A 25,336-nucleotide genomic window follows, 5' to 3' on the forward strand; every position below is an offset into this window, starting at 1 on the left:
GACCGTTTAGTAACCGGCCTGCAGTAGCGCACTCCGTGTTGATCGGAGATGGGCAGTCATGGCGATTCGGTTCGGTAACGAGGACGAGGACTTCGGCGCCGGCATGCCGATGATGATGGCGCAGAAGGCATCCGCATCAACGCCCGCCCACCGCATTCCCGTCTCCTCGTCCGGGCCGACCTTCGCACAGGAAGTGACCTTCATCAGCGGGCTGAACCCGGACGGGACGCTGTCCGACGAGTCGTTCTCGGGTTTCAACGAAGGCTCGGCCTTCAAATGGGGGTCGTCCACCGCCGGCACGGGCGCCACCATCGGCTACACCTTCGACGTCGATTCCGCCTTCACGGCCCAGGAGAAGGCGACCTTCGTCAAGGCCCTGGCGATCTGGTCGGCCATCGCCGACGTGACCTTCACGCTGAGCACGACGATCCGCGGCATCACGCTGGTACGCGGCGAGACCAATTCGGGCGCCTTCGCCAACACGCCCCAGACGATCGGCAGCGGCAGCAGCCTCGGCAGCGTGACCGGGCAGTCGATGATCAACATGGAGACGTCGGCCGCCGGCTTCGACCTCTCCGGCTCGTTCGAGGTCGCCGGCGGCTACGGACTGTCGACGATCATCCACGAGATCGGCCACGCCATCGGGCTCGGTCACAGCGGCAACTACAACGGCAAGGTCGACCCGGCGACCCAGCAGTACAGCGCCTTCGACGACGGCCAGTACAGCATCATGTCCTACCTCTCGTGGATCAACGGGACCGCGAAGTACCGGGCCGCCAATCCCTTCCCCGGCACGAACTGGGGTTCGAGCCCCGACGGCGCGATGCGCGAAGCGCCGCACACCGCGATGATGGCCGACATCGAAGCGATCCAGCAGCTCTACGGCACCTCGAAGACCGCCACCTTCGCCGGAGGCCAGACCTACGGCTTCAACACCACCGTCACGGGCGTCCTCAGGGAGTTCTTCGACTTCACGGCCAACACGGCGCCGATCGTGACCCTGTACAACAAGGGGCTCGGCAACGTCCTCGACCTCTCGGGCTACACCCAGGCGGCGACCGTCTCCCTGGAGCCGGGAACCTTCAGCAGCGCCGGCGGCCTCGTCAACAACATCGCCATCGCGCTCGGCACGGTGATCGGCACGGTGATCGGCGGGTCGGGCGCCGACACCCTGGTGGGCAGCGGCCTGGGCGACGTGCTCAACGGCGGAACGGGCGCCGACACGATGAGCGGTGGGCTGGGCAGCGACACCTACGTCACCGATGGCGGCGACAGGATCATCGAGGCGGCGAACGCCGGGACCGACCTCGTGCGCAGCTCGGCCGGCCATACGCTGTCGGCCAACGTCGAGAACCTGACGCTCACCGGCACGGCCGCGATCAATGGCTTCGGCAACGCGCTGGCCAACGTGATCACCGGCAATGCCGCGGCCAACGTCCTCAATGGCCTGGTGGGCGCCGACACCATGATCGGCGGGGCCGGATCCGACACCTATTACGTCGACGACGTCGGCGACCGCGCCATCGAGGCCAATGGCGCCGCCGGCACCGATCGCGTCTACGCCGCGGTGTCCTACGCGCTCGGCGGATCGGAACTCGAGACCCTGATCCTGACCGGCACCGCAAACCTGAACGGCACGGGGAACTCCCTGGCCAACGTTCTCACCGGCAACAGCGGCGACAACGTCCTCAACGGCTTGGGCGGCGCCGATACGATGTCCGGCGGGACCGGGTCCGACACCTATTACGTCGACAACGTCGGCGACCGCGCCATCGAGGCCAACGGCGCCGCAGGCACCGATCTCGTCTACGCCACGGTGACTTACGCGCTCGCCGGCTCGGAGCTCGAGAACCTGACCCTCACCGGGGCCGGAGCGATCGACGGCACCGGCAACTCGCTCGCCAACGTGCTGACCGGCAACGCGGCCGCCAACGTCCTCGACGGCCTGACCGGCGCCGATACCATGATCGGGGGGGGCGGATCCGACACCTATTACGTCGACGATGCCGGCGACAGGGCGATCGAGCTCAACGGTGCCGCGGGCACCGACCTCGTCTACGCTTCGGTGAGCTACTCGCTGGGCGGCTCCGCACTCGAGAACCTGACCCTCACCGGCACCGCGAGCCTCAACGGCACCGGCAACTCGCTCGCCAACGTGCTGACCGGCAACGCGGCCGCCAACGTCCTCAACGGCCTTGTCGGCGCCGATACCATGATCGGGGGGCTCGGCAACGACGCCTACGGCGTCGACGACATCGGCGACCGGGTGATCGAGGCGGCGGGCGGCGGCACCGACCGGGTGCTGACGAGCGTCACCTACACGCTGGCGGCCGGCCAGGAGATCGAGCGGCTCGAGACGGCGAGCACAGCGGGCACGACGGCGATCGGCCTCACGGGCAACGCGTTCCACAACGTCCTTGTCGGCAATGCCGGCGCCAACGCCCTCGACGGCGGGGCCGGATTCGACGAGGCCAGCTATGCCGCCGCCGCGGGCGCCGTCACGGTCGACCTCGCCGCGGGTACGGCGAGCGGGGCCGCCGGGTCCGACACCCTCCGCGCCATCGAGGCGGTCCGCGGTTCGGCCTTCGCCGACACGCTCACCGGCGATGCCTTCGTCAACCAGCTCGCGGGCGGCCTCGGCAACGACACCCTCAATGGCGGGGCCGGCTCCGACTTCGCCGACTACAGCGCGGCCACCGGCGCGGTCTCGGTCAACCTCGCCGCCGGAACCGCCACGGGTGCCGACGGCAACGACGTCCTGATCGGCATCGAGGGCGTGCAGGGTTCGCGCTTCGCCGACACGATCACCGGCAGCACCGGGTTCAACCAGCTCTCCTATGCCGCAGCGCTCGGCGCGGTGGCCGTCAACCTCGCCACCGGCAGGGCGAGCGGGGCTATGGGCGCCGACACCTTCACGAGCATCGAGGGCGTGGTCGGCTCGGCCTTCGCCGATACGCTCACGGGCAACGCGGTCGCCAACGTCCTCACCGGCCTCACCGGCGACGATCGCCTCGACGGCGGCGCCGGCGACGATGTGGCGAGCTATCACCTCGCGCTCGCGGCCGTGAGCGTGAACCTCGCCGCCGGCACCTCTTCGGGGGCGGACGGCAACGATACGCTGGTCGGCATCGAGAGCGTGCAGGGCTCGGCCTTCGCCGATACGCTCACGGGCGACGCCGGGCTCAACACGGTCTGGTACGGCGAGGCCACGGGGGCGGTGACGGTCGACCTCGCCACCGGCCTGTCGAGCGGGGCCGCGGGCGCCGACATCCTGGTCGGCTTCGAGCGCGTCGCCGGCTCGATCTTCGGCGACACGCTGTCGGGCGACGCCGGTGCCAACTACCTGACCGGCCTTGCCGGCAACGACATCCTCGACGGCCGCGACGGCCTCGATTTCGCCCTCTACTTCAACGCCGTCGGCGCGGTCACCGTCAGTCTCGCCGCCGGAACCTCCAGCGGTGCGGACGGGACCGACACCCTACGCAACATCGAGGGCCTCGTCGGCTCCTCCTTCGGCGACGTCCTGACGGGCGATGCGGGCGCCAACATCCTCGACGGTCTGACGGGCAACGACAGCCTCGACGGCGGCGGCGGCTTCGACTTCGCCGAATACGAGGTGGCCGCAGGCGGCGTGACGGTGAACCTCGCGACCGGGACCGCGGCCGGAGCCGATGGAGCCGACACGCTCGTCAGGATCGAGGGCGTGACCGGCTCGGCCTTCGCCGACACGCTCACCGGAGACGGCGCCGGCAACCTCCTCGACGGGCGTGGCGGCGCCGACCTGCTCGTGGGGGGGTTCGGCAACGACGCCTTCTCCTTCACCGCCGCCCTCGGGGCCGGCAACGTCGACCGGATCGCCGATTTCGCGGCGAACGAATTCGACCTGATCTACCTCGAGAAGGATGTGTTCACGATGCTGACCACCGCGTCGGGCACGCAGCCCGGCGCGCTCTCGGCCGGCATGTTCGTGATCGGCAGCCAGGCCGTGGATGCCGACGACCGCATCCTCTACGACGGGGCCACGGGCGGGCTGGCCTACGATGCGGACGGATCGGGCGCCCTGGCGGCGGTGCAGTTCGCCATCCTGGAGAACAGGGCCGCCCTCTCGGCTGACGTCATCTTCGTCGTGTGACCGGGCGCCTCCTGCGGATCCTCAGCGCCGCAGGCCCAGGAGGCTGCCCGAGGCGGGTGCGCCGAAGGTCTTGCGGAAGTCGTGGGCGAAATGCGGCTGGTCGGCGAAGCCGGCCGCATGGGCCGCCGTCGTGAAACTGTCGCCGGCGGTGACGGCGGCGATCGCCCGCCGCATGCGCAGCCAGGCGCGGTAACGGCGGAACGGCACGCCGACCTGCGCGGTGAAGAGGTGCTGGAACCGCGACGGCGACAGCCCGACGGCGCTGGCCAGGGCGCCCGCGCCCACCGCCGGGTCGTCGTGGAGGAGCGCCACGGCACGGGCGATCCGCGCATCGACCGACCGCCTGGCGCGTCCGCACGAGAACCGCACCACATCGGCGAGCGCCGCACCGGCTTCGCGCACGCCGTCCCGGCTCTCGTGGAGATCGCGAAAAGCGCGGATCTCCCCGCCCGCGCCCAGCAGCACGCCGCCGGCCTCCTGCCCGCCGTCCACCAGCGGCGACAGCCCGTGCGCGCCGCCCGATCCGGGTTCGAGGTAGAGGACCGCGATGGGGTCGCCGCGCACGTCGAGCTCGTGGGCGACACCCGCGGGGATCATCGCCGTGCGGCACGCGGTCCAGGCGCCCTCGCCGACCCGGATCCGGAAGCGGTCGTAGAGGCCGGCGAGATAGACCGGCGCCCCGTGCCGGTGGCTGGCGTTGTACGACAACGGCCCGGCGAAGAAGGTGTGCGCCCCCTGCACGTGCCAGAGGGGACCGAGGGGCCGAGGGTCAGCACGTTCGTACAAGCGGACCCGCTCCCCCGGATGCTACCGCCATCGGAGGCCGGCACGGCTCGTCGTGATCCGGCCCGGCGAGAAGGGACACCCTGGACATGACCGGATGGACACGGCGGCGGCTCGCCGCATCGGGCGTAGCGATCCTGGCCGCTCCCGCCCTCCTGCGCAATGCCGGCGCGGCGCCGCTGTCCGGCGATCCGTCCGATACGTCCGGTCTCTACCGCTTCACCCTCGGAGCCTTCACCGTCACGGCGATCCTCGATGCCGCCGCGATGATCGACGGCCCCTGGCCCATCGTCGGCGAGGATCGCCCGCGCACCGAGGTCGAGGCGCTGATGCGCGAGAACCGGCTGCCGCCGGACCGCTTCAAGCCGGGGTTCACGCCGATCCTGGTGGACACGGGCCGTGAGCGCGTGCTGTTCGACACCGGCAACGGCGAGGTCGGCTTCGTGAAGCGGCCCGCGGGCGGGCGCCTCGCCGAGCGGCTGCGCGCGGCCGGCCACGACCCCGGCGGCATCGACCACGTCGTGCTCACCCATTGCCACACCGACCATATCGGCGGCCTGATGGAGGCCGGACGCCCGGCCTTCCCGAACGCGACCATCGCCGTCGGAGCGGCCGAGCTCGATTTCTGGACGAAGGACGCGCGCCTCGGTTCCGCGCCGGAGGGCAACGAGCACACGTCGGCGCTCGTCGTCCGCAGCCACCTCGTACCCCAGGTGGCGCGGATCCGCACGATCCGGCCGGGGGAGGAGGTGGTGCCCGGCATCGCGGCGGTGGCCGCCCCGGGGCACACGCCGGGCCATCTCGCCTATCACGTCGAGAATGCGGGCCGGCGGATGCTCATCTGGGGCGATTGCGCCCATCACGAGGTCGCCTCCCTGGCCCGCCCCGACTGGCACGCCCTGTTCGACATGGACAAGGCCATGGGTGCCGCGACGCGGCGCAGCCTCTACGGCATGGCGGCGGCCGACGAGATCCTGGTGGCCGGCTACCACACCGCGTTTCCCTCCCTCGGCTACGTCGTGGCCATGGGGACGGGGTACCGCTGGATTCCCGTCAGCTACCAGCTCGACCCGTGATCCTACGACATCCGTTCGGTGGCCTCGCCATGCGGATGTCGGTCATCTTCGGGCACCGCGCGGGCTCGGTGACACGCTTCCCGCTCGAATCGCGCGGACGCCGTATCACTCGGCCGCGTGGAGGACATGCGCCTCCTCGAGCACCGCCGGCTTGGGGCCGCCGGTGGCCCAGTCCAGCAGTTCCACCGTGTGGACAATGGGGATCGCGGTGCCCTTCCCGATCTGCGTGGCGCAGCCGATGTTGCCGGTGGCGATGACGTCGGGGCGCATCCGCTCGATGTTGGCGACCTTGCGGTCGCGCAGGCGGCCGGCGATCTCCGGCTGCAGGATGTTGTAGGTGCCCGCCGAGCCGCAGCAGATGTGGCCCTCCGGCACGTCCTTGACCGTGAAGCCCGCCGTCTTGAGCAGGGATTTCGGCTCGGTGCGGATGCCCTGGCCGTGCTGCATCGAGCAGGCGGAATGGTAGGCGACCACGAGGTCGCTCGTGACGATCGGCGGCATCAGGCCGAGGCCCGCCATGTATTCGGTGACGTCCTTGGCGATGGCCGACACCCGCGCCGCCTTGGCCGCATAGGCCGGGTCGTCGCGGAACATGAAGCCATAGTCCTTGATCGTGGTGCCGCAGCCCGAGGCCGTGACCACGATGGCGTCGAGGCCGGCCCCGTCCATCTCGGCGATCCAGGCGTCGATGGTGCGCCTGGCGGTGGCGTGCGCCGTGTCCGCCTTGCCCATGTGGTGGGTGATGGCACCACAGCAGCCCTCGCCCTGCGCCTGCACCACCTCGACCCCGTGGCGGGTCAGCAGGCGAATGGCCGCCTCGTTGAAGTCCGGCCGCAGCACGCTCTGGGCACAGCCGCGCAGGATGGCGACGCGGCCGGCCCTGCCCGGCATCGGCTCGCCCTGGAGCAGGGCGCTCGCCTCCCGCGCGCGGGTGTCGGCGGGGAAGGTGCCGGGCCGGTCGGAGGGGTTGCGGTTGGGCAGGAGCGCGGGCGCGAGGTCCAGCATCGCGGCCAGGCGATTGCCCACCCGCGGCAGGCGGGCGACGAGGGGCCGGAACGGCCCGCCGATCTTGGCGCCCAGCAAGGCCAGCCGGAACCGGTTCGGATAGGGCAGGACGAAGGCGAGCACGCTACGCAGGAGGCGGTCGCTCAGGGGGCGCCGGTAGGTCTCCTCGATATGCGTGCGGGCATGGTCGACGAGGTGCATGTAGTGCACGCCCGAGGGGCAGGTCGTCATGCACGACAGGCACGACAGGCAGCGGTCGACGTGCTTGACCACCTCGGGCGTCGCCGGCTTGCCGCCCTCCAGCATGTCCTTGATCAGGTAGATGCGTCCGCGCGGGCTATCGAGTTCGTCGCCCAGCAGCAGGTAGGTCGGGCAGGTCGCGGTACAAAACCCGCAATGGACGCAGGTCCGCAGGATCTTTTCGGAGGTCGCCATCGCCGGGTCGGCGAGCTGGGTGGCTGTGAAACTGGTTTGCACGGCGTTGTCCCGGAGCTCTTTTTCGTTTCTTCCCTGACGTACCTCTACACCAAAATTCGTGCGAGGAGGCGGCTGCGGGCCTCGCGGGTTACCGGGGCAGGCGGAAGCGGAGGAGACGAGGGCGTGGGCAAGCAGTTCGACCGCATCGACGAGGCGCACGAGGCCTTCATCGCGCGCCAGCGGATCTTCTTCACGGCATCGGCGGCGGACGGAACGCGGGTCAACCTCTCGCCGCGCGGCACCGATGCCTTCCGGGTCCTCGGACCGAACGCGGTGGCCTATCTCGACCGGACCGGCAGCGGCAACGAGACGGCGGCCCACCTTCTCGCCGATGGGCGCCTCACCGTGATGTTCTGCGCCCTCGAGGGGGCGCCGCGAATCCTGCGGCTCTACGGGCGGGGCGAGGTGCTGCCCCGCCATGGCGTGCCCTATCGCACGCTCCTGGCGGAGGCCTTCGGCGGCGATGAGCCGAGGGGCGCGCGACAGATCGTGCGGCTCGCGGTCGACCTCGTCCAGACCTCCTGCGGCTTCGGGGTGCCGCTCTTCGACTTCGCCGGCGAACGCGACTCCCTCGATCGCTGGGCGAACGCGAAGACCGACGAGGAGATCGAGGCCTACCGAAAGCTCAAGAACACGCGCAGCCTGGACGGTCTGCCCACGGGACCGGTCGAGGAGATCTGAAGCCGCTACCCTCTCCCGTCAAACCCCCGCATACATCCGCCCGGGGTTGAACACCCCTGCCGGATCGTGCGCCGCCTTGATCCCTGCCGTGATCCGCATCAGCGGCCCGGACAGGGGCTCGAACACCGGGACGGCGGCACGCAAAGGATCGGGGGCGCGCACCAGGGTGGCGTGGCCGCCGTGGACCTTGAGGATCGCGCGGATCGCCTCGGCGCCGGCATCGCCCGTGGCGGGGGTGGACAGCCAGATCAGGCCGCCGCCCCAGTCGTAGAACCAGCGGGCCTCGCGTCGCTCGGCGATGGCCGCGGCGACGGCGGGGCCGTGGCTCGGCGCCGTGGAGATCCGCCAGACCGCGGAATCGCGCGGCTCGGCCAGGGGCACGACGTCGCGGACCGCGCACCAGAGCGCGGCGCCCTGCGCATCCTCGACCACCGTCGGTGCGCCGAAACGCTGGAGGAGGCGGCGCAGTTCGCCCAGGCGATAGTCGATCGAGACGGAAAAGCCTTCGAGCCGCATCAGGGTACGCGGCTCGGGGCCGTGGACGCCCGCCGGCAGGTGGGCGGCACCGGTCAGTTCGAAGGGCGAGCCGAGCGCCGTGGCGAGCGCCTCGACGGCGCGGGCGTCGTCGAGGCCGGCAAAGACCAGGGTGGCGACGCGCTCCTGCACCGGCAGCACCTTGAAGGTGACCTCGGTGAGGAGACCCAGCGTCCCCCACGAGCCGGCCATGAGCTTGACGAGGTCGAGGCCGGTGACGTTCTTCATCACCCGGCCGCCGGACTTGATCGCCTCTCCCCGCCCGTTGACGAAGCGCACGCCGATCAGGCTGTCGCGGGCGGCCCCCGCGTTGATGCGGCGGGGGCCGGCAGTGTTGGCCGCCGCCACGGCGCCGAAGGTCGGCTCGCCGGCCGAGCCCATCAGCGGGCGGTAGTCCACCGGCTCGAACGGCAGCATCTGGCCGCGCTCGGCGAGCAGCGCCTGGACCTCGGCCAGCGGCGTGCCGGCGCGGGCGGCCACCACCATCTCGGCCGGTTCGTAGAGCGTGATCCCGGTGAGCCCGCGGGCCGAGAGCGTCGCCTCGTCCTGCGCCGGCCGGCCGATTCCGGCCTTGGTGCCGCCGCCCACGAGGCGCAGCCGCTCGCCGCGGCCAGCGGCGTCGCGCACCACGTCGGCGGCCGCATCCTCGTCGTGAGGCTCGTATGAACGCATCGCTTCCCGCCCTGGCGTGCGCTGTGGCCGCGCATCCTTGGGACCGTTCTAAAAGGCTTGCGGCCGGAATGCATCCGGGTTTCGCGGGCGATGCCTCAGCCGGCCGGCACCGGCGCGCGGTTGCGCAGGCGCTCCACCGCGATGGTGCGCAGGCCCGCGATGTCGAAGGCCCAGACGAGGCCGGCGTAGAGCAGGATCCCGGCCGGCACCGACAGGCCGAGGGCCTGCCAGGCCGGGAGCGGCCGCAGCGGCAGCAGGCAGACCAGCATGGCGAGGCTGGCGCCGCTCGCCGCCAGGATGTCGCGCCACGGCAGGGCGATCCGGTCCCGCCCGGTCAGGGCCCGCACCGCCAGGACCAGCATCGCCGCGGCCATGCCGAGGCTCTGCGCCATGGCGACCCCGGCCGGCCCGACGAGGCGCGGCAGCACGAGGAGGCCGATCCCGTTCACCGCGAGCCCCAGCAGCGCCGCGCCGATCACCGGCAGGGTGCGTCGCCTGATCTGGAAGACCGGGTTGAGGGCGAAATTGGTGAGCGCGAGGCAGAACAGGCCCGGGATGAGGATGGCGGCATAGGTGACGAAGGGCCCCCGGAAGGCCTCGGGCACGACGAGGTCCTGGAGGGCGGGCAGCACCACCCAGAAGCCGGCCGCGCAGGGCAGCATCAGGGCCACCACGATAGCGGCGTTGCGCCCGATCTGCGCTTCCGCGGCGGCGCGTCCGTGATGCTCCTCGGCCTGGACGGCGAGCTGGAACAGCAGCAGGTCGAGGGCGGTGCCGAGGGTGCCGAGGCTGCGCGAGGCCACGTCGGCGGCCAGCGAGAAATAGCCGGCCTCGGTGAAGCCGGCCTGATCGGCGATCGACCAGCGGTTGAGGAAGGGCAGGAGCTGGTAGAGGCCGTTGGCCGCGATCAGGGGCAGGCCGTAGACCAGGAACAGGCGCCGGGTCTCGGACAGGCGCAGGCGCTGCCTCGGTGCCGGGGCGTCGCGCAGGGGCTCGCGCAGGACGAGGACGGCCACGGCCTGGCTGAGGCCGCCGGCCAGAAGAACGTAGACCGGCTCCGGGTAGAACCAGGCGACGGCCGACATGCTCACGAAGGTGAGGACGTTCTTGACCGCGACCAGGCGCAGGTAGAGGCCGCCGTCGAACCGCGCCCGCGCCAGGGCGGCGTGATAGTCGAACAGGCCGATGCCCACGGCGACCAGGGCCGCCCCGGCCGTGACCGCGGCCCGGCTCTGGGGGGCGTTGCCGCCCCAGAGGTCGAGGCCGCCGTAGAGGAGTGCCAGCCCGATCATGGCCAGCGCCAGGACGGCGTAGGCCCGGTCGAGCCCCTGGCGGATCCACGGCTCCTCCACCCGCACCCGGCCGGAATAGAACCGGGTCGCGGACAGGCGAAGCCATTCGAACAGCAGGGTGTTGAGGACGACAGCACCGGCCGAGGCCAGGGCGAACACCCCGAACTGCGCCGGCCCGAGCAGCTTGGCCACCAAGAGGCCGACCACGAAGTTGAGGCCGGCGTTCAGCAGGAAGGCGACGATGACGGCCATGGCTCCCTGCCCCGAACCCGCGCGACCGTCCCGGTCTAGGCGCGCGGTGCGAAGATTCCGCTAATGCCGCCCTCTCACGCCCGGTTTCATGAACTTCGAGCCATCCGCCCGACACGGATCGTGATCGCAGCGAGCACAGATCGGGAAATCCATATCTGCGGCTTGATCAAATGCGCGCGAGAATGCCCTCACCGCAAGCGTGCTATCACCGACCGTGGTCTTCCGCTCAACGCCCCTTAGATGAGCGCGAAACCGAGCCTACATTGGCATACCACGATCATATATCAGCATTTTGTATTCACTTAAACGTTTCGTTAGAGAGTCGCCGCCAACATATGTTTGTAAGCCTAGGTGAAACTCAATTCTTAGGGGGATTGATTTCATGAAATTTGTACGAAATCGCATAAAAAACATCACGAAAATTGTCGATTGCGCGCAAGGGAATTGTGCTGTCGAATTTGCACTTGTCGTGCCTGTCCTTCTTGCCTTGTTTTCGGGCATCGTCGTGTTCGGGATCTATCTTGGAGCCTGCCACAACCTTCGCCAGATTGCGTCCGAAGCGGCACGGGCGTCGATCGCCGGCCTGAGCGACCAGGAGCGAGCCGACTTGGCATTCCAGCGGGTGAACAGCGCCCTCGCTGATAACGCGATGTTCAAACCGGGGACAGTGGATGTAAAGGTTGGGGCCGACCCGGACGATAACACGATCTATACTGTGACATTGAGCTTCGACACCAAGTCCCTGGGGTTCTCCGGTCTGTCCGGCCTCATCCCGATCCCGCCAGACCTGATCACGAGCAAGGTCACCGTCCGCCGTGGAGGGCTGTGATGCACGGTCGCTCGTTCGGTCGAGACCGGCATGGGGCAGTGGCGGTCTTGACGGCCCTCGGCCTCACGGTCCTGATGGCCGCCGCGGCCGTGGGAATCGATCTCGGTTCCATGGTCCTGGCACGGCGCAAGGCACAGGGCGCCGTCGATCTCGCCGCGACTCTTGCCGCCGCAAACCCCGCCAAGGCCGATGCCCTGGCCCGCCGGTCCCTCGCCGACAACGGTTACGCGTCGGCCCTCATCACGGTGCAGCCCGGCAGCTACTCCGCCGACGCCAAAGTCTCCCTCGATGCACGGTTCAGTGCCGACTCGGCGCTCGCCAGTGCCGTGCGGGTCGCCATGACAACCTCGACGCCGACTTTCTTCGCACCGGCGCTGGGCCTGAACCGCGAGGTCGACATCACGGTCAGGGGAACCGCAGCTTCGGCGCAGTTTGCCGCGTTTACCGTTGGCTCAGGCTTGGCCTCGTTAAATCCGGGTGTCGCCAACGCCATTCTGACCGCCATGCTCGGCAAGCCGGTCAGCCTGTCGGTAATGGACTACAACGCCATCCTTTCCACGCGGGTGGACGCCTTCCGTTTTCTCGATGCCCTGGCGCCGAGCCTCGCTCTTCAGGCCGGCAGTTATCAGGACATCGTCCGGTCCACGGCGACGATCGAGCAAGTCGTCTTGGCTCTGAAAGCGACAGCCGACGGAACCGCAAACGGCGCGGTCGCCGCCTCTGCCCTCCGTCAGATCGCCTCGGGCCTGCGAAGCGGGATGCCGATCCGGGTCGATCAGATCGTCGACCTGGGGGATGCGGGCACGCTCAATCCGGGCGCCGGCTCGCGGGGCCCAACGATCGACCTGATGAATACGCTGTCCGATGCCGTCGTCATTGCGAACGGGCAACGCCAGGTCTCCGTGAACATCGGCGCATCGATCCCCGGAGTGACGGGGACGAAGCTGACGCTCGCGATCGGCGAACGCCGGCAGAGTTCGGGGTACGTCCGGCCGGGTAGCGCCGCCGCGACGGTGACGACCGCACAGGTGCGCCTATTGATCGAGGCGGACATCACGCTTCCCCTCAATCTCGGCTCGCTGACCCTGCCGATCTACGTTCAAGCGGCCCAGGCCAAGGCGACCTTGCGCTCCACCACTTGCCCATGGTCCGATCAAGGTCAGCGCCAGGTCGTCCTCGACGCGCAGCCGGGACTGGCCGACCTGGCCGTCGCCACCATCCCCAAGGCCTCGATCGATCCGACGGCCGCAACGCCCAGTTTTTCGCAGCCGGCGACCCTCCTGCGCGTGGCGCCCAGCCTCGTTGTCAGCGGCCGCTCCTCGCTTTCCGTCGGAAGCACGTATGCCCAATCGGTGACCTTCGGCGAAGACGACATCGCACGGCATACGGTGAAGACCGTGAGCTCGAACGGCCTCACGCAATCGGCCGTCACCAGCTTGATTCAGAACCTGGACCTCTCTGTGAGTGGCATCGGCATCCTGACGCCGGGTCTCCTCACAGGCACCGTCGCGACCGTCCTCGGCACGGTCGCCCCAGCCCTCGACGGGGTTCTCAACAGCACCCTGCGGACGCTCGGTCTCCGCCTCGGGAACGCCGACCTCACCGTCGACGGCACCCGCTGCGATCAGGCCGTCCTAGTCCAGTAATCATCACCTATAAATTTTATTTTTGTTGTTTTATTTTTATCAATGAATGAAATATGATATCGATATAATATTTTAAATACTTATATTTATCTGAATAGCAATAAACACAGCAAATTATTGATCAAAATAAAACGCACCTATCTATTGCCACGCCTTATCGAAGGTATCGACAAATGTTCTCGTGGGATAATCATTTCAAGCAAGGCGCCACTCTCGTCGAACTATTTCAACGCGAGTTACTCCAGAGAACGCTGGCTGGCGAAGTCAGCCTTAATGCGGCCCGAATCTGTGGCGCAAATCTGGCGGTTCTGCAACTTGCAGTTCAACACCGGGCCCTGACACCGCGGGAGGCAGCCCTCCAAGCGTGGGAGGCCCTGGAGTTCGCCCTTAAAAGTTGCGAGATCGTCGGTGGATAGCCCGAGCACTCCGCAACTGGATCTCAAAACCAGCCGCGCCGCCAGAAGTACAGGAGCGGGAGCAGGGCGCTGATCACGATCAGCGACAGGCCGTAGGGATAACCGTAGATCCAGTCGAGTTCCGGCATGTGCTTGAAGTTCATGCCGTACATCGAGGCGACCAGGGTCGGGGGCACGCCCACCACCGAGACCACGGTGAGCACCCGGAAGGTGTTGTTCTGCTCGATGCTGATGAGCCCCAGGGTCGCGTCGAGCAGGAACTGTACGTTCTCGGACTGCCGGATCTCGAACTCGGCGAGGGAGGCGATGTCGCGTCGGATCGACTCGAAGCGCGGCACCTGCTCGACGCCCAGGACGCCCTCGCACTCGCCGGCCACGAACGGCAGGATGCGTTCGAGGCCGAGCAGGGTCGCGCGGATCTTGCCAAGCGCCTTGCCGCGCCGGCCGATGCTGCGCAGGATCCGCCGCAGGGCGAGATCGCGACGGCGCGGCACGACCGCCCCTGAGGCGGTGCCGCCGCCCCTCACGTCGAAATCGAAGATGCGGGTGGAGAGGGTGTCGAGGTCGGCCCCCATCTCCTCCAGCGCGTCGGCGAGGCTGTCGACGAGTTCCTCCATCAGGAGAAGGAAGATCTCGGTGCTCGTGGCCGCCGGGCCGTCCTGCTCGGCGATGCGCGTCTTGACCTCGGAAAAGGCGCGCAGGTCGTGGAACCGCACCGTGACGAGGCGGTCGCGCGTCAGCACGAAGCCGAGGGGCTTCAAGAGCGAATCGACCTTGTCGAAGGTGATCATCGGAGTGCTGAGCGACAGCCCGGCCTTGGTCCGGCGCAGGCGGCTCGAGTTCTCGACTTCGCTGAGTGCCGTGCGGGACGGCACGCGGATGCCGGTGGCCTCCTCGACGGCCCTGGCCTCCTCCGCGCTCGGGTCGTTCAGGTCGATCCAGATCGCGTGATCGGGCACCCTCGGCGCTCCGGGCGGCCCGGCATGGTCGACCGCGCCGTGCGGCCCCTGGAGACTGATCATGGGAGAGTGAAACGTCCTCGCACGGCGGGCCCCGCGGGGACCGAATCCACCGCGACACGGGGGTTGCGCCGAGGGTTTTCCTTGACTCGCGGCCGGCATACGCCTAATCCGCAGCCATCGCTGGCACTCACCGATCGAGAGTGCTAACGGCGCCGGGTTGAGCGTGCCTTCGGCCGCATCAACGCCATCCATGAATTTGAAGCAAGAGGGCAGCTCATGAAGTTCCGTCCGCTGCACGACCGTGTCGTCGTCCGCCGCATCGAAGGCGAAGAGAAGACCAAGGGGGGCATCATCATCCCCGATACCGCCAAGGAGAAGCCGCAAGAGGGCGAGATCGTCGCCGTCGGCCCCGGCGCCCGCGACGAGGCCGGCCGCATCAACGCCCTCGACGTCAAGGCCGGCGACCGCGTGCTGTTCGGCAAGTGGTCCGGCACCGAGGTCAAGATCGACGGTCAGGACCTCCTGATCATGAAGGAATCCGACATCATGGGCGTCGTCGCCTAAAGTCGGGTCCGCCTTCGCTTTTTCTCCGTCTCCACGAGCCCTTCGAGGGCGCCGCCCGCGGCGCCGCGGGGCTCCCCACTTCATAAGGATTCCGACACATGGCAGCGAAAGAAGTCCGCTTCGCCTCCGACGCCCGCGAGAAGATGCTGCGCGGCGTCGACATTCTCGCCGACGCGGTGAAGGTCACGCTGGGCCCCAAGGGCCGCAACGTCGTCATCGAGAAGAGCTTCGGCGCGCCGCGCATCACCAAGGACGGCGTCACCGTCGCCAAGGAGATCGAGCTCTCCGACAAGTTCGAGAACATGGGCGCACAGATGCTGCGCGAAGTGGCCTCGAAGACCAACGACATCGCCGGTGACGGCACCACCACCGCCACCGTCCTGGCCCAGGCGATCGTGCGCGAAGGCGCCAAGTACGTCGCCGCCGGCATGAACCCGATGGACCTCAAGCGCGGCATCGACCTCGCCACGGCCGCCGCGGTGAAGGACATCATCGCCCGCGCCAAGAAGGTCGCCTCGTCCGAGGAAGTCGCCCAGGTCGGCACGATCTCGTCGAACGGCGACAAGGAAATCGGCGAGATGATCGCCCATGCCATGCAGAAGGTCGGCAACGAGGGTGTCATCACCGTCGAAGAGGCCAAGACCGCCGAGACCGAGCTCGACGTCGTCGAGGGCATGCAGTTCGACCGTGGCTACCTCTCGCCGTACTTCATCACCAACGCCGAGAAGATGGTCGCCGAGCTCGAGGACCCCTACATCCTCATCCACGAGAAGAAGCTCTCGTCGCTCCAGGCGATGCTCCCGGTCCTCGAGGCCGTTGTGCAGACCGGCAAGCCGCTGGTCATCATCGCCGAGGACATCGAGGGCGAGGCGCTCGCCACCCTCGTCGTGAACAAGCTGCGTGGCGGCCTCAAGGTCGCGGCCGTCAAGGCTCCGGGCTTCGGCGATCGCCGCAAGGCCATGCTCGAGGACATCGCGATCCTGACCCAGGGCCAGATGATCGCCGAGGACCTCGGCATCAAGCTCGAGAACGTCACCCTGCCGATGCTCGGCCGCGCCAAGCGCATCCGCATCGAGAAGGAGACCACCACGATCATCGACGGCGCCGGCGAGAAGACCGAGATCGAAGCCCGCGTCGGCCAGATCAAGGCGCAGATCGAGGAGACCACCTCGGACTACGACCGTGAGAAGCTCCAGGAGCGCCTGGCCAAGCTCGCCGGCGGCGTCGCGGTCATCCGCGTCGGCGGCGCGACCGAGGTCGAGGTCAAGGAGAAGAAGGACCGCGTCGACGACGCGCTCAACGCCACCCGCGCTGCGGTGGAAGAGGGCATCGTCCCCGGCGGCGGCACCGCCCTGCTCCGCGCCCGCGAGGCCGTCCGCGCCCTCAAGAGCGACAACCCGGACGTCCAGGCCGGCATCAAGATCGTGCTGAAGGCCCTGGAAGCCCCGATCCGTCAGATCGCCGCCAACTCCGGCGTCGAGGGCTCGATCGTGGTCGGCCGCATCACCGACAAGACCGACTCGATCACCTACGGCTTCAACGCCCAGACGGAAGAATACGTCGACATGATCCAGGCCGGCATCGTCGACCCGGCCAAGGTCGTGCGCACCGCCCTGCAGGACGCCGCCTCGGTGGCCGGCCTGCTCGTCACCACGGAGGCCATGATCGCCGATGCTCCCAAGAAGGAGAGCGGCGGCGGCGGCATGCCCGGCGGCGGCGGCATGGGCGGCGGCATGGGCGGCATGGACTTCTAAGTCCACGCCTCCAGTCCATCCAAAGAAGAGGGGTCGCCGAAAGGCGGCCCCTTTTTCATGGGTGGGACACGCGGGATCTTCACCGCGTGATCGCCTCGGTCGGAACGTCGCCCCCGCCTGCGACCTCGTCCTGAAGCGCCAAAGCAAGGGCGCCTTGGGACAAGGTTCGCGGGTGGGTACAGGCGAAGCCGGAACGACGTGACGAAGGGACAGACCGTCCTAGCATCGACCCTGGCATCTATGGGTCGAAGGCAGCAGGAGACGCGGTGGCGATCCGCGCTGGGATCAGGCCGACTTGCCCTTCTTGCCCCCCTTGGGTTTGGCATCGTGGTCCTTGCCGTCCCATGTCGCGGCGAAGGCGGCGCTGCCGAGCGCGCGGGTCGACTTCGGCTTCTTGGGCGCGAGCGCCTTCGGTTCGGACGGCTTAGTGGCCGGCTTGGCGGCCACCTTGGCGACCGGGTCGGTGCCGCCGGCCAGCGCGACGAGATGCCGGCGCGGCCAGTCGGGGGTCGCGGCCTTGAGGTCGGGGTGGTTCTTGTCGAGGCGGGCGACGAGGGTCCTGGATTCCGCGTCGGTGAGGCCGTCGACCACGAGGGCGAAGGTCTCCGCCCCGAGGCCCGCGTGGATCGCCCGGACGCCCGCGAGCGGGAGCGTCTTGGCCTTGAGTTGCTTGACCACCAGGGCGCGCCCGGTCTTGGCCACCTCCGCCCGGATGTCGGGGAAGGCCTCCGGCCTGGCCACGATGGCTTTGAGGATCGCGAAACCGTCGACATCAAGCGCCATGGAGAATCTCCTTCAGTTCCGCGACGAGGGGGATGAGCACCTGGGAAACGTGCGGACCGTACTTGCCCGAAAAGGTGGGCGGCACCTCCCGCGGCATCAGGGCTTCGGACAGCGCCGCCGCCTGGGGGATCCGGGTCGTCAGGAGGCGAAAGCCGGCGTCCTCGGCCGCGGCCTCCTCCTCCAGGCGCAGGATCGTCTGCTGATGCTGGCGGACGTTCTGCTGGTAGCGGGTCACGAGCACGTGCGGCAGGCGCTTGGGCGCCAGGCGGCTGTGGCGCTTGCGCCCCGAGCCCCAGATCGTCTGGACGAAGGCGTCGAGCCCATAGGTGGAGAGGTAGTCCGGGATCGAGGTGACGAGGACGAGGTCGGCCCCGCGCACCGCGATCTCTGTCATCGGCGAGATGCCCGGCGCGCAATCGAACAGGATGTAGTCGTAGATCGCGGCGAGCGGGACGAAGTCGTCCTGGAACAGCGTCCAAAGCTGCCCCTCGATGGCGTGCATCGAGTATTTCCGCCCGGTCAGCTCGTAGATCAGCTCGCGCTCGACGAGGCGCAGGTACGGTCCGGCCGGCAGCAGCGAGAGGGCGAGCGGCTCGTTGCCATGCGTGGTCAGGCTGACGTTGGCGCGGATACGGGGCGCGAGGATCGGCTTCTCGTTCTGGATCAGCTTGAGCGCGAGGTAGGCCTCGAGGGTGCGGCCCTTGGCGATCATCTCCCCGAGGATCCCCTCGCCCGCGAGGCAGACCGAAACGCTGGCCTGGGGATCGAGGTCCACCACCAGCACCCTGGCGCCATCGGCGGCCAGGGCCTCGGCGAGCATCACCACGGTGGTCGTCTTGCCGACGCCCCCCTTCATGTTGGCGACGGCCACGAGCTTGCCCGAAGCGCGCTTTCCAGTCCCCGTCTTGCCGGTCTCGTGCTTGCCGGTCTCGTGCTTGCCGCTCATGATACCGTCTCCGCCAGGACGCGCACGAGCCTCGCCCGGTTCTCGCGGGTGAGCCGCGATTCGAGGAACCCGTCGACGATCGCCGGGACCGTGGCCTTGCGCACGGGGTCGAGCAGGATCTCGGCGAGGTCCGGCTCGCGCGGATCGCGCAGGCGGATCAGGCCGATGCCGTGGGTGGCGCATTGCGAGGCGATCTCGGGCAGCCGTCCCTCGCTGCGCGCGCCCGTGGGCAGGTGCCAGACGAGATGCCCGAAGTGCGTGAACCGGGTCTGGGCCAGGGCTTCGTGGACCGCCTGGACCGTGCCGCCGGCCTCGGTCTTGAGCTCGAAGGCATGGACGTCGATCTGCGCGCCGGGCAGCAGCCGGAACCGGAGGGCGGACACCAGCAGGAAGTCGGGCCGTGCCCATTGCCCCCGCCGCGGGCCGATGCCCGAGGTGTCCTGGACGAGGCAGAGCCCGTCGCCCAGGTCGAGGCCCTTGCGGAAGGCGCCTTCGAGATAGAGTTGCAGCGGCGCCATCAGCCGGGCCTCGGCCCAGCCGTCCTCGACGGACTCGGACGAAGGCTCCGCCGTTTCGGTCGCGGAGGCCGCCACCAGGAAGATCTGGCCGCCCTGCCCGCGCAGGCGCCCGATCCGGCCCATGCCCACGAGGTCGTCGCAGGCGGAAAAATAGGTCTCGGCCGGGACGGGGCGCTCGCCGTCGCGGGCGATCAGGGCCCGCATGACACGGTTGAGGACCGGTGTCCCGTCCTGGGGCAGGAGAGCGAGGATGCGGCCCGGGAGGGCGGTGGAATCGGCGTGTCGGCCCATGAGATGCGGCAGGTATCGCTCGTCGTCCGCGCGCGCCCCCTCGGCCGCCGGTTGTGGTCACGGTAGCGGGATTGCACAACCGCGCCAGCGAAAAGAACACGCGCGGCGAGACGTCGTGGGGCCGGTCGGGCGACGGCCGCTCAGCCGTCGCGGCGGCCGCAGCGCACGTAGGCCGAGGCGCCCTTGCCGCTCGACCAGGTCAGCCGGTCGCCGTCCACGGTCAGGCGGACCTGGGACGACCAGCGCCGCCCGCGGTCGCTGCACTCGGCGGCCACGACCCAGGCGCTGCCCGCACGGCGGCCGTCGCGAAACGTGCAGATCGTACGGCCGGCCCTGGCGCCGCCGGCCGTGATCCGGGCCGGAATGTAGCCGTGGCGGCGCGAGGGCGCCTGGCAGGCGGCGGGAGTCGGCCCCCACAGCCCGACGAACTCGGCCCTTTCGATGTCCGCGGCCCGCGGGATACCGGCCGGTACGGCGATCACGGGCTCGGCCTTGGCCGGGACCGGCGACGACGGCTGGGCAGCCGCCGCGTCGGGCGGGATCGCGTCGGTGGCGGCCGGCTCGGCGGGCGAAGCGGGCCGGTCGAGCCCGCGGGAGGGACGCAACGAGGCCGGCTGCCGCGCCGGTTCCGGCATCATGACGAAGGCACTCGCCTCCGTGCGCGCCTCGGCCCGCTCGCTGTCCCGGTGCGGACGCTGAACCGTGTCGTCGGCGAGGTAGATCGCGGTGTAGGCGAAGAAGATGCCCCAGCCGATGGCCAGGACCACCGGCACCACCAGCCAGAGCAGGGAACGGCCGTCGGACTCCGGGCACGCGTCGTCGACAAGCGTCGGGCCGAACGTCCCGTCGAGCCCCTGCGCCATCGCTCCCCCTCCCGGTTCATGATTCATAAACCAGGATGTGGAACCCTGTGAAGCCGCTTTGGAACCACACTGCGGGATGTTCGTTACTTCGACCGCTGGTCAGCGCCCGAAGATGCCCTTGAGGAATTGGGCGGTGCGGTTGCGCTTCTTCTTGCGCTCCAATTCCGCGGCATCCTTCACCCAGGCCACCTGCACCACCCGGCGCTCGCCCTCGAACGGCTCGTGGCCGTGCCAGGAGTTGTCGGCGCGCAGGAAGGCGAACATCGTGCCCATGGTGGGCGGCACCTCGACGGCGAAGGGGGCGTAGTTCTTGCCGTCGTAGAGCACCCGCAAGCGGCCGGCGGCCGGCGCGTCCCAGGCGTCGTTCATGTAGACGAGCAGCGTCAGCACCTTGGACGGGCCGTCGGTGTGAATCGACCCGTACTTGAGCTGCGAGCGCTTCATGATCGTGGTCAGGCGCGGGCAGGAGACGAGGTCGATCCCGAATTTCTCGCCGAGGATCACCGAGAACGCGTCGCTCTCCAGTTCCTCGATCAGGTCGCGAAACCGACCCTTGAGCGCGACCTCGTCCACCGTGAGATAGCCCGGCTTGGCGATCGCCGGGAAATCCTGGCGGATCTCGTCGATCGCCTCGGGCCGGAGCACGTCCGTGCCCAGGCAAAAGCTGTAGGGCTCACGCGAGAGCGGCGCCGCGCGCACGGCATCGAGGTCGATGGTCGAAAGCTGGGCCATGGCTACCGGTCGTCCCGTCTGTGGCGGCGCGGGAACGAGACGGTCTCGATCCCGAACGGAAGAATGGGAGCCCGGTTCGCGCGACGAACCGGGCCGAGCCGCCGGGTAGACTCCGCGATTGCGGCAAGCCGGCGGCAGCCCAGGTAAGACAAGCCAGCGGCAGCCCCGGTCGCCCACTCTACGGCGGCCTGCGTCAAGACACTGGCAACCGTGTTTCGAACGGATGCCGGCGGAGCCTGGGTCCGTGCCGGTCATTCCTCGGGCTTAAGCCCTCTTCCAGACGGCCGAGCCCTTTTCGCAGGGCGCGGAAACTGCCATGCTTGGCGCCATCGGAAACAGGAACGGCGCCAAGTCCCCGTGTCGAACCGGACCGTCCTCGCCCTGATCCTCTGCTTCACGCTGCCGGCTGGCGCGCAGGCGCAGCCCGGTGCCGCCGTTCAGCGCATGGTCTGTTCGGAGGCGATGGGCCTCGTGAAGAAGAGCGGCGCCATCCTCCTGAACGCCGGCGGCTCGGCCCTCGAACGCTTCGTCAAGGATCGCAGCTTCTGCGAGACGAGCGAGATCGCGGAACTGCGGTTCGTGCCCACCCGCGACAACCCCGAATGCCCGGTGGGCTACCGCTGCCGCGAACTCGGGTTCAACGATTGGGACTGGCAGTAGGATTTTTCGCGGGGACGGCTCTCCCGCTCCGACCTCCCGCTCCGATCGGCTTTTCCCCGAGCGCCGCCGCCCCCCCGTGGGGGCCTGACATGCGGCATCGTCGTCGCGGCCGCGCCCTGGGACGTGCCACGATCTCGCCATGTCCGATGGTCACTGCGGCGGGGTCAGGCGCCCGCGAGACGACCGACACCACGAGACGACGACGGGGGGACGCGCATGGCGGTGTTGAGAACGGGCCTCGGCCTCCAGGCCGCCGTGACGGCCGTGTTCGTCCTCGTTCTCCTCCTCACGCCGGTGCTGGTGCCCGGCGCGCCCGCGGCCCCGCTCTACGTGACCCTGAGCGGCCTCGCGATGGCCGGCATCCTCTACGCCTCGGTGCGGCTCTCGGCCTTCCTCAAGATCTTCGTGGCGATGTACGGCATCGGCTACGTCACCCTGGCCGGCGCGCAGCAGCTCGCGGGCCTGGGCATCCTGCCCGGCACCATCGCCGCCCTGCTGCCGCCCGCCTTCGCCGCCACGGGCGCGGTGGTGTTCGCCGCCATCGTGCTCGGCATCTCCTACCTCGAGCCGATCCGCGCGATCACGCTGATCGCCGACCCGTATTTCGCCACGCACGACGCCCCCACCAAGGAGATCGGCCCGTTCCGCTTCTTCGGCGGCACCGAGGGCAAGATCGGGCAGCGGCTGGTGGCGCTCTCGATCTTCATCACCTTCGCCCAGGTGGCCCTGCAGCTGCGGCTGAACTTCTGGTACCGCGACCTGTTCAACGCCCTGCAAGAGTACAACGCCGAGGCGTTCTGGTATCAACTGCTGTTCGTCTTCGCGCCCCTGGCCGCCATCTGGGTGGTCATCGGGATGTTCGACACCTTCGTCGACGCCACGCTGGAGATCCGCTGGCGGACCTGGCTGACGCGCAGCCTGTCCGAGCGCTGGCTCGATGCGGGCGTGCACTACCGCATCCCGTTCACCGACGAGGCGGCCGACAACCCGGACCAGCGCATCCAGGCGGACGTGCGGCTGTTCATCCAGCAGACCATGATCCTGTCGATCCGGCTCCTGTCGCAGGCGGCCACGCTGGTCTCGTTCATGGTCATCCTGTGGGGCCTGTCGCGCGACTTCGCGCTGCCCTTCACCGACACGGTGGTGCCGGGCTTCCTCGTCTGGCTGGTGGTCGGCTACGCGGTGATCGGCACCTGGCTGACCCACCTGATCGGGCGGCCACTCATCGGGCTCGATTTCCGGCAGGAGAAGGTCGAGGCCGACTTCCGCTTCTCGCTGGCGCGCACCCGCATCTATTCGGAGCAGATCGCGCTTCTGCGCGGCGAGCGGGCCGAGACGCTGCGGCTGCGCGACCTGTTCGGGGCGGTGATCGGCAACTTCGTCGACATCATCTACCGGCGGATCAAGCTCGGCAGCTTCACCCTGTCCTACAGCCAGATCAGCGTGGTGTTCCCCTACATCCTGGCCGCGCCGTCCTACTTCACGAAGAAGATCACCCTCGGCCAGTTCCAGCAGACCGCCGGCGCCTTCGCCAACGTGCAATCGTCGCTGTCGTTCTTCATCTCGTCCTACACCACCATCGCCTCCTACCGCGCCAACACCAACCGCCTGACCTCGTTCAAGCGGGCGATGACCAAGGCGGAAGCGCTGAACGGGGCGGGCTACGGCCTCGTCCAGGGCAACGAGACGGCGGGCGACGTCACCGCCGCCGGCCTCGCCCTGGCGCTGCCGGACGGACGCGAGATCGTGGCGGCCGAGCGCCTGGCCCTGGCCAAGGGATCGGCCACCCTGGTGACCGGCCCGTCGGGCTCGGGCAAGTCGACCCTGTTCCGGGCGATCGCCGGCATCTGGCCGTTCGGCCGGGGCCGCATCGACGTGCCGCCGGGCCAGTCGGCCCTGGTGCTGCCGCAGCGGCCCTACATCCCGCTCGGCACCCTGCGCGGCGCCGTGGTCTATCCCAACACCACCGACCAGTTCCCGGACGCGGCGATCCGCGAGGCCCTGGTGGCGGCCCAGCTGCCTCAGCTCGTCGACCGCCTCGACGAGGTCGATGCCTGGGACCAGCGCCTGTCGGGGGGCGAGCAGCAGCGCCTGGCCGTCGCCCGGGCGGTGCTGGCCAAGCCCGCCTGGCTGTTCCTCGACGAATCGACCGCCGCCCTCGACGAGGCCAGCGAGGCCGGGATCTACCGGATGCTGCGCGAGCGCCTGCCCGACACCACCATCGTCTCGATCGGCCACCGCTCGACCCTGCACGCCTTCCACGACCGGCGCCTCGACATGCAGGCCGGCAACGACGGCCGGTTCGTGCCGCGCGACATGCCCAAGCCCGTCGCCGCCGAATAGGCCCTCAGCGCAAGAACCCCACCGCGACCGGCACCAGGATCGCGGTGAGGAAGGCGTTGAGGCCGAGCGCGATGCCGGCGAAGGTGCCGGCTACGGCGCTGACCTGGAAGGCGCGGGCGGTGCCGACGCCGTGGGCGGCCAGGCCCGCAGCAAAGCCGCGGGCGCGCCGGTCCTCGATCCGCAGCCGGTTCATCAGTGGCGTCACCAGGATGCCGCCGGTCATGCCGGTGAGCATGACGAGGACGGCGGCCAGGGTCGGATCGCCTCCCAAGGTCTCGACGATGCCCATGGCGACGCCCGTGGTCACCGACTTCGGGCTCATCGCCACCACCACGTCGCGGGGGATACCGAGCATGAGCCCCAGACTCATCGCCGAGACGATCCCCACGAGCGAGCCGACCACGAGGGCGGCCAGCATCGGCACCAGGGCGCGCATCACCGTGGCCCGGTACTCGTAGAGGGGAATCGCCAGGGCGACGGTCGCCGGCCCGAGCAGGAAGTGGACGAACTGCGCGCCCTCGAAGTAGGTCGCGTAGGGCGTGCCGGTCAGCCACAGCACCGTGGCCGTGAGGACGATGGCGACGAGCACCGGGTTGGCGAGGGGGTGCCGGTCGGTGGCGAGCGCGACCCGCTCGGCGACGCCGTAGGCGAGCAGCGTCACGGTCAGCCACAGCAGCGGCGTGTGCGAGAGATAGACCCAGACGGCGAAATCCCCCTTCATCGCGGGTCGTCGCGCGGCGCCATCCGGCGCGCCACCGCCACGAAGGTCAGGGCCGTGGCCGCCAGGGTGAGGAGGGTGGAGACCAGGACCACCACGGCGATGGCGAGGCCATGGGCGGCGATGACGTCGAGGCGTCCGACGATGCCGGCCCCGGCGGGCACGAACAGCAGCGAGAGGTGGGCGAGCAGGCCCTTGCCGGTCCCCTCCAGGGTTCCGTCGACGAGGGGGCGCGGCAGCACCCGCTCCGACAGGCGGGTGGCCCGATCGCGCAGGCCGAGGAAGGCCAGGAGCACGGCCATCCCGATCAGGGGCCCGGGCACCGGCAGGCCGGCGCCGCGCGCCGCCGCCTCCCCGACGAGCTGCGCCATCAGGATCAGCGTCAGGCTGACGATCATCGGTCCGGT

General features: G+C 69.2%; 21 protein-coding genes. 9 read left to right on the forward strand and 12 right to left on the reverse strand.

The features are described from left to right. Positions 1–58: 58 nt before the first annotated feature. Entirely contained in the window at positions 59–4,132 is a 4,074-nt protein-coding gene (locus ASF39_RS09795) for a M10 family metallopeptidase (RefSeq protein WP_056283217.1), read from the forward strand. 21 nt (positions 4,133–4,153) lie between these two features. On the opposite strand, the gene ASF39_RS09800 is transcribed toward ASF39_RS09795, so the two are convergent. Next, complete coding sequence (locus ASF39_RS09800) at positions 4,154–4,918, reverse strand: helix-turn-helix transcriptional regulator (RefSeq protein WP_056283220.1); 765 nt, start codon at positions 4,916–4,918, stop codon at positions 4,154–4,156. 86 nt (positions 4,919–5,004) lie between these two features. Here ASF39_RS09800 and ASF39_RS09805 point away from each other — a divergent pair, with 86 nt between their 5' ends. Then, positions 5,005–5,991, forward strand: coding sequence for an MBL fold metallo-hydrolase (locus ASF39_RS09805; RefSeq protein WP_056283222.1), 987 nt, complete (start codon positions 5,005–5,007; stop codon positions 5,989–5,991). Positions 5,992–6,096: 105 nt separating this feature from the next. Here the strand turns inward: ASF39_RS09805 and ASF39_RS09810 are convergent, their stop codons facing one another. Further along, positions 6,097–7,473 (reverse strand): heterodisulfide reductase-related iron-sulfur binding cluster, encoded by a 1,377-nt coding sequence (locus ASF39_RS09810; RefSeq protein ID WP_056283225.1) that lies wholly within the window; start codon positions 7,471–7,473, stop codon positions 6,097–6,099. Positions 7,474–7,596: 123 nt separating this feature from the next. Here ASF39_RS09810 and ASF39_RS09815 point away from each other — a divergent pair, with 123 nt between their 5' ends. Further along, positions 7,597–8,154 (forward strand): pyridoxamine 5'-phosphate oxidase family protein, encoded by a 558-nt coding sequence (locus ASF39_RS09815; protein ID WP_056283228.1) that lies wholly within the window; start codon positions 7,597–7,599, stop codon positions 8,152–8,154. 18 nt (positions 8,155–8,172) lie between these two features. Here ASF39_RS09815 and glcE read toward each other — a convergent pair whose 3' ends face one another. Both glcE and ASF39_RS09825 read right to left on the reverse strand, forming a co-directional pair. Next, entirely contained in the window at positions 8,173–9,360 is a 1,188-nt protein-coding gene (glcE, locus tag ASF39_RS09820; RefSeq protein ID WP_056283230.1) for a glycolate oxidase subunit GlcE, read from the reverse strand. A gap of 95 nt (positions 9,361–9,455) precedes the next feature. Further along, positions 9,456–10,904 (reverse strand): lipopolysaccharide biosynthesis protein, encoded by a 1,449-nt coding sequence (locus ASF39_RS09825; protein WP_056283233.1) that lies wholly within the window; start codon positions 10,902–10,904, stop codon positions 9,456–9,458. A gap of 382 nt (positions 10,905–11,286) precedes the next feature. On the opposite strand from ASF39_RS09825, the gene ASF39_RS09830 reads away from it, so the two are divergent. Both ASF39_RS09830 and ASF39_RS09835 read left to right on the forward strand, forming a co-directional pair. Beyond that, positions 11,287–11,733 (forward strand): TadE/TadG family type IV pilus assembly protein, encoded by a 447-nt coding sequence (locus ASF39_RS09830; RefSeq protein WP_056283235.1) that lies wholly within the window; start codon positions 11,287–11,289, stop codon positions 11,731–11,733. Next, positions 11,733–13,379, forward strand: a complete 1,647-nt coding sequence (locus ASF39_RS09835) for a TadG family pilus assembly protein (protein ID WP_056283238.1) — start codon at positions 11,733–11,735, stop codon at positions 13,377–13,379. The genes ASF39_RS09830 and ASF39_RS09835 overlap by 1 nt, the downstream gene beginning before the upstream one ends. A 439-nt stretch (positions 13,380–13,818) precedes the next feature. On the opposite strand, the gene ASF39_RS09840 is transcribed toward ASF39_RS09835, so the two are convergent. Beyond that, positions 13,819–14,817: a magnesium transporter CorA family protein gene (locus ASF39_RS09840; protein ID WP_056283240.1), complete on the reverse strand. Its 999-nt coding sequence runs from the start codon at positions 14,815–14,817 to the stop codon at positions 13,819–13,821. Between the two features lie 216 nt (positions 14,818–15,033). On the opposite strand from ASF39_RS09840, the gene groES reads away from it, so the two are divergent. Beyond that, positions 15,034–15,321: a co-chaperone GroES gene (groES, locus tag ASF39_RS09845; RefSeq protein WP_055886789.1), complete on the forward strand. Its 288-nt coding sequence runs from the start codon at positions 15,034–15,036 to the stop codon at positions 15,319–15,321. A 98-nt stretch (positions 15,322–15,419) separates the two neighbouring features. Then, positions 15,420–17,075 carry a chaperonin GroEL gene (gene groL, locus ASF39_RS09850; protein ID WP_055886792.1) on the forward strand — a complete coding sequence of 552 codons (1,656 nt, stop codon included), beginning with the start codon at positions 15,420–15,422 and terminating at the stop codon, positions 17,073–17,075. A gap of 285 nt (positions 17,076–17,360) precedes the next feature. Here the strand turns inward: groL and ASF39_RS09855 are convergent, their stop codons facing one another. From ASF39_RS09855 to ASF39_RS09875, 5 genes are all read right to left on the reverse strand, one after another. Further along, positions 17,361–17,858 (reverse strand): hypothetical protein, encoded by a 498-nt coding sequence (locus ASF39_RS09855; RefSeq protein ID WP_200938190.1) that lies wholly within the window; start codon positions 17,856–17,858, stop codon positions 17,361–17,363. Beyond that, complete coding sequence (locus tag ASF39_RS09860; RefSeq protein WP_082494465.1) at positions 17,848–18,804, reverse strand: AAA family ATPase; 957 nt, start codon at positions 18,802–18,804, stop codon at positions 17,848–17,850. The genes ASF39_RS09855 and ASF39_RS09860 overlap by 11 nt, the downstream gene beginning before the upstream one ends. After that, positions 18,801–19,613 carry a hypothetical protein gene (locus tag ASF39_RS09865; RefSeq protein WP_055886793.1) on the reverse strand — a complete coding sequence of 271 codons (813 nt, stop codon included), beginning with the start codon at positions 19,611–19,613 and terminating at the stop codon, positions 18,801–18,803. Before ASF39_RS09865 ends, ASF39_RS09860 begins: the two co-directional genes overlap by 4 nt. 140 nt (positions 19,614–19,753) lie before the next feature. Then, the gene (locus tag ASF39_RS09870) at positions 19,754–20,476 is read right to left on the reverse strand and encodes a hypothetical protein (protein WP_055886796.1); all 723 of its coding nucleotides are present in this window, start codon (positions 20,474–20,476) and stop codon (positions 19,754–19,756) included. Positions 20,477–20,575: 99 nt separating this feature from the next. Then, the gene (locus ASF39_RS09875; protein ID WP_056283242.1) at positions 20,576–21,208 is read right to left on the reverse strand and encodes a 2OG-Fe(II) oxygenase; all 633 of its coding nucleotides are present in this window, start codon (positions 21,206–21,208) and stop codon (positions 20,576–20,578) included. 399 nt (positions 21,209–21,607) lie between these two features. On the opposite strand from ASF39_RS09875, the gene ASF39_RS09880 reads away from it, so the two are divergent. Then, the gene (locus ASF39_RS09880; RefSeq protein WP_244472359.1) at positions 21,608–21,868 is read left to right on the forward strand and encodes a hypothetical protein; all 261 of its coding nucleotides are present in this window, start codon (positions 21,608–21,610) and stop codon (positions 21,866–21,868) included. A gap of 216 nt (positions 21,869–22,084) precedes the next feature. Further along, positions 22,085–24,211, forward strand: a complete 2,127-nt coding sequence (locus ASF39_RS09885; protein ID WP_056283244.1) for an ABC transporter ATP-binding protein/permease — start codon at positions 22,085–22,087, stop codon at positions 24,209–24,211. 4 nt (positions 24,212–24,215) lie between these two features. On the opposite strand, the gene ASF39_RS09890 is transcribed toward ASF39_RS09885, so the two are convergent. Then, entirely contained in the window at positions 24,216–24,932 is a 717-nt protein-coding gene (locus tag ASF39_RS09890; protein ID WP_056283249.1) for an LrgB family protein, read from the reverse strand. Then, entirely contained in the window at positions 24,929–25,327 is a 399-nt protein-coding gene (locus ASF39_RS09895; RefSeq protein WP_056283251.1) for a CidA/LrgA family protein, read from the reverse strand. The genes ASF39_RS09890 and ASF39_RS09895 overlap by 4 nt, the downstream gene beginning before the upstream one ends. Positions 25,328–25,336: the final 9 nt, after the last annotated feature.

The sequence above is a fragment of the Methylobacterium sp. Leaf108 genome (genome assembly GCF_001423265.1).
Taxonomy (GTDB): domain Bacteria; phylum Pseudomonadota; class Alphaproteobacteria; order Rhizobiales; family Beijerinckiaceae; genus Methylobacterium.

Bases quoted from the DNA above. Each gene is read 5' to 3' on its own strand.
- ASF39_RS09895 (WP_056283251.1), bottom strand. From the start codon at position 25,327: ATGATCGTCAGCCTGACGCTGATCCTGATGGCGCAGCTCGTCGGGGAG.
- ASF39_RS09890 (WP_056283249.1), bottom strand. From the start codon at position 24,932: ATGAAGGGGGATTTCGCCGTCTGGGTCTATCTCTCGCACACGCCGCTG.
- groL (WP_055886792.1), top strand. From the start codon at position 15,420: ATGGCAGCGAAAGAAGTCCGCTTCGCCTCCGACGCCCGCGAGAAGATG.
- groES (WP_055886789.1), top strand. From the start codon at position 15,034: ATGAAGTTCCGTCCGCTGCACGACCGTGTCGTCGTCCGCCGCATCGAA.
- ASF39_RS09835 (WP_056283238.1), top strand. From the start codon at position 11,733: ATGCACGGTCGCTCGTTCGGTCGAGACCGGCATGGGGCAGTGGCGGTC.
- ASF39_RS09840 (WP_056283240.1), bottom strand. From the start codon at position 14,817: ATGATCAGTCTCCAGGGGCCGCACGGCGCGGTCGACCATGCCGGGCCG.
- ASF39_RS09885 (WP_056283244.1), top strand. From the start codon at position 22,085: ATGGCGGTGTTGAGAACGGGCCTCGGCCTCCAGGCCGCCGTGACGGCC.
- ASF39_RS09825 (WP_056283233.1), bottom strand. From the start codon at position 10,904: ATGGCCGTCATCGTCGCCTTCCTGCTGAACGCCGGCCTCAACTTCGTG.
- ASF39_RS09865 (WP_055886793.1), bottom strand. From the start codon at position 19,613: ATGGGCCGACACGCCGATTCCACCGCCCTCCCGGGCCGCATCCTCGCT.
- ASF39_RS09860 (WP_082494465.1), bottom strand. From the start codon at position 18,804: ATGAGCGGCAAGCACGAGACCGGCAAGCACGAGACCGGCAAGACGGGG.
- ASF39_RS09870 (WP_055886796.1), bottom strand. From the start codon at position 20,476: ATGGCGCAGGGGCTCGACGGGACGTTCGGCCCGACGCTTGTCGACGAC.
- ASF39_RS09830 (WP_056283235.1), top strand. From the start codon at position 11,287: ATGAAATTTGTACGAAATCGCATAAAAAACATCACGAAAATTGTCGAT.
- ASF39_RS09855 (WP_200938190.1), bottom strand. From the start codon at position 17,858: ATGGCGCTTGATGTCGACGGTTTCGCGATCCTCAAAGCCATCGTGGCC.
- glcE (WP_056283230.1), bottom strand. From the start codon at position 9,360: ATGCGTTCATACGAGCCTCACGACGAGGATGCGGCCGCCGACGTGGTG.
- ASF39_RS09875 (WP_056283242.1), bottom strand. From the start codon at position 21,208: ATGGCCCAGCTTTCGACCATCGACCTCGATGCCGTGCGCGCGGCGCCG.
- ASF39_RS09795 (WP_056283217.1), top strand. From the start codon at position 59: ATGGCGATTCGGTTCGGTAACGAGGACGAGGACTTCGGCGCCGGCATG.
- ASF39_RS09805 (WP_056283222.1), top strand. From the start codon at position 5,005: ATGACCGGATGGACACGGCGGCGGCTCGCCGCATCGGGCGTAGCGATC.